This is a genomic window from Catenulispora rubra, assembly GCF_015356825.1.
Classification (GTDB): Bacteria; Actinomycetota; Actinomycetes; order Streptomycetales; family Catenulisporaceae; genus Catenulispora; species Catenulispora rubra.
Window position 1 is genome coordinate 22,008 of sequence record NZ_JAACYW010000136.1, and the last position, 6,866, is coordinate 28,873.

Annotated in this window: 5 protein-coding genes; all 5 read right to left on the reverse strand. The window is 70.4% G+C overall.

What is annotated here, in order from left to right; translation table 11 throughout:
* Nucleotides 1-95 precede the first annotated feature (95 nt).
* On the reverse strand, nt 96-1,373 hold the full coding sequence (locus GWK61_RS30850) for a cation:proton antiporter (protein ID WP_194914847.1): 1,278 nt from the start codon (nt 1,371-1,373) through the stop codon (nt 96-98).
* Nucleotides 1,370-2,803: a cytochrome P450 gene (locus GWK61_RS30855; protein WP_194914856.1), complete on the reverse strand. Its 1,434-nt coding sequence runs from the start codon at nt 2,801-2,803 to the stop codon at nt 1,370-1,372. The genes GWK61_RS30850 and GWK61_RS30855 overlap by 4 nt, the downstream gene beginning before the upstream one ends.
* Nucleotides 2,800-3,882 carry an alpha-hydroxy acid oxidase gene (locus GWK61_RS30860; RefSeq protein WP_194914864.1) on the reverse strand — a complete coding sequence of 361 codons (1,083 nt, stop codon included), beginning with the start codon at nt 3,880-3,882 and terminating at the stop codon, nt 2,800-2,802. The genes GWK61_RS30855 and GWK61_RS30860 overlap by 4 nt, the downstream gene beginning before the upstream one ends.
* Nucleotides 3,883-3,965: 83 nt before the next feature.
* Nucleotides 3,966-5,543 (reverse strand): NAD(P)-binding domain-containing protein, encoded by a 1,578-nt coding sequence (locus tag GWK61_RS30865; protein ID WP_194914866.1) that lies wholly within the window; start codon nt 5,541-5,543, stop codon nt 3,966-3,968.
* 192 nt (nt 5,544-5,735) lie between these two features.
* Nucleotides 5,736-6,827 (reverse strand): sensor histidine kinase, encoded by a 1,092-nt coding sequence (locus GWK61_RS30870; protein ID WP_194914869.1) that lies wholly within the window; start codon nt 6,825-6,827, stop codon nt 5,736-5,738.
* Nucleotides 6,828-6,866 lie beyond the last annotated feature (39 nt).

Sequence of the window (6,866 nt, forward strand, 5' to 3'; positions counted from 1 at the left end):
TGTCACACATTGATCTCAGCCCCCTGTCTTCACCTCGGCTCCAACCCACCTCCAACCCGGCGTCGGCCGGGCTTCAACCGGGCCTCGACCCAGCCTCAACCCGACGCGACGGCCAGTTCGGCCTCCGGCTCCGACGCCCCGGGCCGCACCGGCATCGGCATCACACGGTCCAGCAGCGTGAGCGCGGGCGAAGCCATCAGCGTCGTGACTAGCGCCACCAGGACCAGCGCGGTGAACAGCTCGCTGTTGATGATCCCGGCCTGCAGCCCGACGTTCAGCGCGATCAGCTGCATCAGGCCCCTGGCATTCATCAGCGCGCCGAGCCGCAGCGCCGTGGCCTGGTCCTGTCCGCTGACCCGCGCGGCGATCCAGCACGCGCCGTACTTGCCGACCACCGCCACGATGATCGCGAACAGCGAGAACACCAGCAGCGGCCGGTTCCCCAGCAGCCCGAAGCGGGTGTTGAGGCCGGAGTAGACGAAGAACATCGGCAGGAAGATGATCCGGTTGCTGGTGCTGATGGTCGTGACCGCACGCTCCGAGGACGCCCCGCGCGGCATCGCCATGCCCACGCAGAAGGCGCCGAAGACCGAGTACAGCCCGATCTCGTCGGTGAACCAGGCCGCCGCGAACAGCACCGCGACCACGATCAGCACCTGGACCTCGGACACCGACCCGCCCTGGCGCAGGGTCCTGGCCAGCAACGGCCGGGCGCCGTAGAGCACGAGGAGGGCGAAGAGCACGATTCCGCCGACGGCCACCACGATCGGCTTCGGCTTGCCGGAGGCCACGGCGAGCACCCCGGCCAGCAGACACCACGCGACCACGTCGTCGATCGCCCCGCTGGCCAGCGCGAGCGATCCGTACCGCGTCCCGGTCAGGCCCCGCTCGGTGATGATGCGCGCGAGCATCGGGAACGCGGTGATCGCCAACGCGACGCCGACGAAGGACTCAGTCACCACCGGCGAGACCCCGTGCACGAAGATGCCGACCCGGCCGTGCGCGCCGACCGTCAGCAGCGCACCGAGCGCCAGCGGCGCGAGGATCCCGGCGCCGGAAACCATGGCTGCCGCGCGCGCGATGCTCCGATCGAGATGCGACCGGAACTCGTGCCCGGCCTGGAACATGAAGGCGACCAGACCGATCTGGCCGGCGATGTAGAGAACCGGTTTGAGCGCGGACGGGAACAGCTCGTGCTCCAGACGCGGCGAGATGGCGCCGAGCAGCGACGGCCCGAGCAGCACGCCGGCGACCATCTCGCCGACCACCGGGGGCTGCCCGACCCGGCCGATGGCCCAGGCCACCAGGCGGCAGAACAGCAGGATCACGACGACGGCGATGAAGAAGCGGGGAGCCAGGGCATTGACACTCATCGCTCGGCCTCCTGGGCGGCGAAGTAGTTGCGGCACAAGCGAAGGCGGCGCGCGTCCCAGACCATGTATGTGCCGAGCACCAGCTGGACGAGGCTGCGCCAGACGTCCTCCCAGCGGTCCCGCACCCGCAGCAGCGCCAGCCGCACGGCCGGGCGGCGCGGCTCCGGCCGTTCCGGAGGCAGCGGATCCCGCGGATCCAGCGGCGTCAGCGGCGTCAGCAGGCAGGGGCCACGGTTCGGCAGCGAGCGCGTGTGACCGACGGAGGTAGACAGCGCGTAGCGCCGCAGTACCTCGGCCGCCGCGACGCGCATGGTCAGCGGTGCGATGCCGCGCGCCGGACATGGCCGGTTCGCGCTGATCCCGAACGGGATGTTGTTGACCTGCTCCAGGTGCTCGCGCAGCCAGCGGTCCGGATCGAACTCGGCCGCGTCGGGTGCACCGGCGTGGTGGTACTCCGGATAGTTGAACAGCAGCACCGAACCGGCCGGGATCGACGTCTCGCCGAGCGCGATCTGCGCCGAGGTGATGCGGTGCGCGACGCCGAACAGCGGGTAGACGCGCAGGGTTTCGTCGATCACCCGGTCCAGCAACGCAGAGTTCTGCGGATCTCCGGCCGAGAGTTCCTTACGAAGCTGCTGCTGCAGCTCCGGGCGCGCGGCGATCGCCAGCAACAGGTGCGCCATGCCCTCGGACATCTGCACCACGGCGGTGTTGAAGTACGTACCCTGAAGGTAGAACGCCTGCTCCTGCTCGGTAAGCGTGGCGGGCAGGCCGTAGGGCACGGCACCGGCGGCGATCTTGGCCTGGAGGTAGCGAGTCAGCCGGTCCCGGCGGCCCATGTGCCGCAGCCGCGTGCATTTCAGGGCACTGACGACGTCGTTCGCGTTGGCGACGATCAGGTCGCGGGCGTCCGGCGGGCAGGGCTCGCCGAACACCACCTCGTAGTAGACCGTGGCCCACAACGGCATCATCGCGTCGCGCAGCCGCACGACCCGTGCGCGGCTGGTGCGCGCCCGGCCGTCGAGACGGTCGAACTCACGGACCGCACACCGTGCGACGAGCTCTTCCCAGTCGTCCTTGCGTAGCCGCGCGATCGTACGTCGCGTGGTCCGAGCGACGTCGTCGTACCGGGGCCCAGGCTCCAGATGCTCCTGATGGACCTGCGGACCCGGCGCGAGCCAGTACCAGAACAGGTCCGACAGCGCTGCTCCCCGGCTGCGGCCGTTGGCGGCCGGATCGGCGTAGACGCGCTTGAAATCGTCGACGCCGACCAGCTTTCCGGGCACCGAGATCCCCTCGGTGCCGTTGATGAGGGCGAATATACGGACTCGAAGAGCCACGACGATGCCCGGCAGCCAGTACGGCAGGCTCGCCAAGACCGCCACGGCCAGCACCGCGATCGCGGTCCAGCTCCAGGCCGTGGCGCTCACCAGCGGCTCCCGGCGGCCGGCCGGACCAGGTCGGGGGTGAGGTCGGCCAGGCCGCGGGCGCCGCACAGCGCGACCGTGTGGTCCAGCTCCTCGCGCAGCAGCTCCAGCACGCGCGCCGCGCCGTCCTCGCCGGCGGTCGCCAGCCCCCACACGATCGGCCGGCCGACGCCCACCGCCGCGGCGCCGAGGGCCAGCGCCTTGACCACGTCGGTACCGCGCCGGACACCGCCGTCCAGCAGCACCGGAACGCTGCCGTCCACCGCCGCGACGAACTCCGGGAGCAGATCGATCGTCGCCGGCACGGTATCGAGCTGCCGGCCGCCGTGGTTGGACAGCAGCAGGCCGTCCACGCCGTGGCTGACCGCGATCCGCGCGTCCTCGGGATGCAGGACGCCTTTGAGCAACACCGGCAGCTTCGTGTGCTCCCGCAGCCAGTCGATGTGGTCCCAGGACAGTTCCGGGGACATAGCGATCTGCCGGACGTTCCCCGGCTCGTCGCCGCGCAGGTTGCGCAAGTTCTCGCAGGCCATCCCCGGCGGCAGGTCGTGGAAGTGGTTGCGGCTGTTGCGCTCGTTGGCGCCGAGCACCGGCGAGTCGACCGTCACCACCAGCGCGCGGCAGCCGGCGGCGGTCGCGCGGGCGATCAGCGCGGTGGTGTCGTCCAGATCAGGCTGGAGATACAGCTGGAACCAGAGCGTGGGATCGCCGTCGGGGGCGGCGGCTCGCGCGGCGGCGGCCACCTCCCCGACGGCGACGGTGCTCGCCATGCTGGCGATCATGACGGTGTCGGCGCGCGCGGCGGCCCGGGCCGTGGCGATCTCACCCTCGGCGCAGACCAGGCGGTGGAACGCGGTCGGCGAGATCAGTACGGGCATTGAGGACTTCGCGCCGAACAGCGTGACGGACAGGTCGCGTTCGGCGCTGCCGCGAAGAACGCGTGGCAGAAGGCTGAGTCGCGCGAAGCCTTCCTCGTTGGCGCGCACGGTGACCTCGTCCCGCGAACCGCCGGCGATGTAGTCGTAGTAGACCGGGTCGAGCAGCTGCTCGGCCACGGCCTCGAACTCGCGGACGGCGAGCAGTGAGTCGAGGTCGATCTTGGGATCGGCGGTCGGAGCCGAGGTCTCCGTGCGCACAACGCCGTTGGATTCGGTGGCGGTGGGGCTCACAGAGTCGCCACCTTCTCGAAGAAGGCCACGAGCGGGGCACGGTGCGAGGCCTCGCCGTCCCAGTGGTTCTCCAGGTTCTCCGCGAGGTGGTGCTCTGCCAGCACCTTCCGGTCGCGGTAGACGCGGATGACAGGGTGCAGATACGCCGCGTCGTGAGCCGTCTCGGGGTCGTCCTGGGCCGTGCGCTTCACCGTCACGTCGAAGCGGTCGACCTTGTCGTGGTCGGGCCCGTATTCCAGGGTCACGGCGACGAACACGGCGTCCGGATCGGCCAGGCCGCCGTCCAGCGCGTACGCCACCGGCACCTCTTCGACGTACTGCGCCTCGTCACCGTCGCCGGCCGGCAGCAGGATGACGTCGGCCATCACGCCGAACTGCTGCCACAGCGCCGAGCTGCGGTTGACGCGCTCGATCGTCGCCTCGGCCAGCGCCTCCGGCGTCGCGGCCACCGCCCGGCGCGGCCAGGCCACGCCGCGGCCGCGCTCGTCGAGGATGTGGCTCAGGGCCCTGACGGTGTAGCGGAAGCCGTGGATGAAGCCGGTCGTGGCCTTCTTGAAATCGCGTTGCTGCATCAGCGTTCCGGCGAAGTACAGGCCCGGCACGTTGACCGACTCGAAAGCCGAGGTCAGCTCGGCGAAGCGGTCCTTGATGGCGAGCGCGGGCCGGCACTCCGGCGCGAACGGCTCGGTGTCCAGGCGGAAGCCGGTGCAGCACAGGATCCGGTCGTAGTACAGCTCCTTGACGACCTCGTCGGCGCGGATGAAGGAGAACCGCACCACGAAGCCGCCTTCGGGCTGCGGCACGATGTCCAGGACATCGCCGTCCAGGATCGCGTTCTGCGACTTGAGCTGGTAGGTGTCGAGGAAGTTGTTGTTCACCGCGCGCAGGTTGCCGACATAGTGCGTCTTCCAGGCCAGCCGCACCCCGTCCGGGCCCGCGACGTGGATCACCGCGGCCTTCTCGACCAGGTTGTCCGCGGTCTCGAACGCCGAGTTGCCCTTGCCGAGGATCAGCACGCGCTGGTCGGTGAAGTCGGCCGGGTCGGTCGGCATCGTCACGTACTGCTCGGCGTGCTCGATGCCGTTGATCGGCGGGATGTAGGGCTTTGACACGCCGGTGGCCACGACGACGACCGCCGCCTTGCGGACGCTGCCGTCCTGCGTGGTGACGACGAAGGGGCCGCCGGGCTCGGGCCGCCCGATCCGCGCGACCCGGCTGTTGTAGTGGACGCTCAGGTCGGAGGCGGCCGCGAAGTCGGCGAGGTAGCGGCGCAGCTCGTCCGCCGGCGGGAAGTAGCGCTCGGTGTAGCGGGTGAACAACAGCTTCGGGTCGTCGGAGAGGATCGAGTTCCAGTCCATCCGGAGGTTGAGCTCGGGGTCGTCGGTCCCGGTGTGCGGCTTGTTGATGGAGATCAGGGTGCGGTGCCGCGGGAAGGTGGCGAAGAACGTGCCGGGCCCCTTGCCGGCCTCCAGTACGGTGTAGCGGCTGCCCGCCTCGTGCAGGTGCCTGGCGAGTTGGAGGCCGGCCGGGCCGGCTCCGATCACGAGGTGGTCGTACACGTCGCCGTCGACCATGGTCGTCTCGGTCACGCTGCTGTCCTCCGGATGCTCCGTGTGGCTCGGTTGCGTCCCCGTCCCCGTACGGAGGGGAGCATGCCGGTGGAAAATCAGAACATTTTCAGAACTGTCACCGGTTCGGATGACCCGCATTGACCGTTAGGTGGCAACCGTCGGTGAAGCGCGCAGTTCCTGGTCCTGATCTCAATCTCAGTACGCGGGGACGCTCAGCTTCACTTCGTAGCCTCCGCCAGCCGTGGGCCCGGCATGGAGAGTTCCATCCAACAGCTCGGCGCGTTCCCTGAGCCCGATCAGGCCCTGCTGCGAGCCGGGGAGCGCCAGCGAGGGGCGAGTCGCGGGGGTGTTGGTGATGGTCACGCCGTAGCCGCCCGCGTCGTGCCACAGGAGCACGGTCGCGCGGGCGCCGGGGGCGTGTTTGCGGACGTTGGTGAGGGCTTCCTGGACGGTGCGGTAGACCGTGCGCTGCGCGGGGGTGCCGACGCGGGCCGGGAGTTCGCCGGTCAGCTCGGCCTCGATGCCGCTGGAGGCGACGAGCCGTTCCAGGTCGGCGAGGGTCGGCTGGGGTGTGAGCTCGGTGGCGCGGCCGCCGGAGGCACGCAGCAGGGTGACCATGTGGCGGAGTTCGTCGAGGGTCTTCACCGCTAGAGAGCGGATGGTCTGCGCGCCCTCGCGGGCGACCGGGTCCTGGGTGGCGACCTGGAGCGCGCCGGCCTGGACCGCGATCAGGCTGACCTGGTGGGAGACGACGTCGTGCATCTCGCGGGCGAGCTGCGCGCGTTCGCGGGCCACGACGGCCTGCGCGTGCAGCAGTTGCTCGTGTTCGCGCGCCTGCTCGATCTCGGCCAGGCGGCGGCGCAGGTCGCGGCGGGTCTGGACGAGCTGGCCGAGCAGGACCGGGGCGGCGACGGAGGCGAGCGCGTAGACGAAGTAGACGGCGGTCCAGACGCGCGGGGAGTCCGTGGAGTTCGCCTTGATCGGCGAGGGGATCGCCGCGGCCACCGCCGACACCAGGGCGGACCAGAGCAGCAGGCGGCGGTTGCGGGACTGCTCGGCGAGGGTGAAGAGCGCTGCGAAGGGGGCGAAGAGGACGTCGAGGGTGTAGCTGGCCGGAAGGGTGAGGAGCAGCGCGACCAGGGGCAGGCGGCGGCGGAGCACGAGGCCGGCGCAGGACAGGACTGCGAGGGAGTAGATGAACGGGGAGGCGGCCTCGCCCCAGAGGTTGGCCGCCGCGTCGAAGGCGGCGATGAGGATGATCAGGGCGTCGAGGACCGGTGGCGGGATGCGGGTCCACCAGGGTTGGGGGGCGGTTGTGGTGGAGAT

Bases quoted from the DNA above. Each gene is read 5' to 3' on its own strand.
- GWK61_RS30850 (WP_194914847.1), bottom strand. From the start codon at position 1,373: ATGAGTGTCAATGCCCTGGCTCCCCGCTTCTTCATCGCCGTCGTCGTG.
- GWK61_RS30865 (WP_194914866.1), bottom strand. From the start codon at position 5,543: ATGGTCGACGGCGACGTGTACGACCACCTCGTGATCGGAGCCGGCCCG.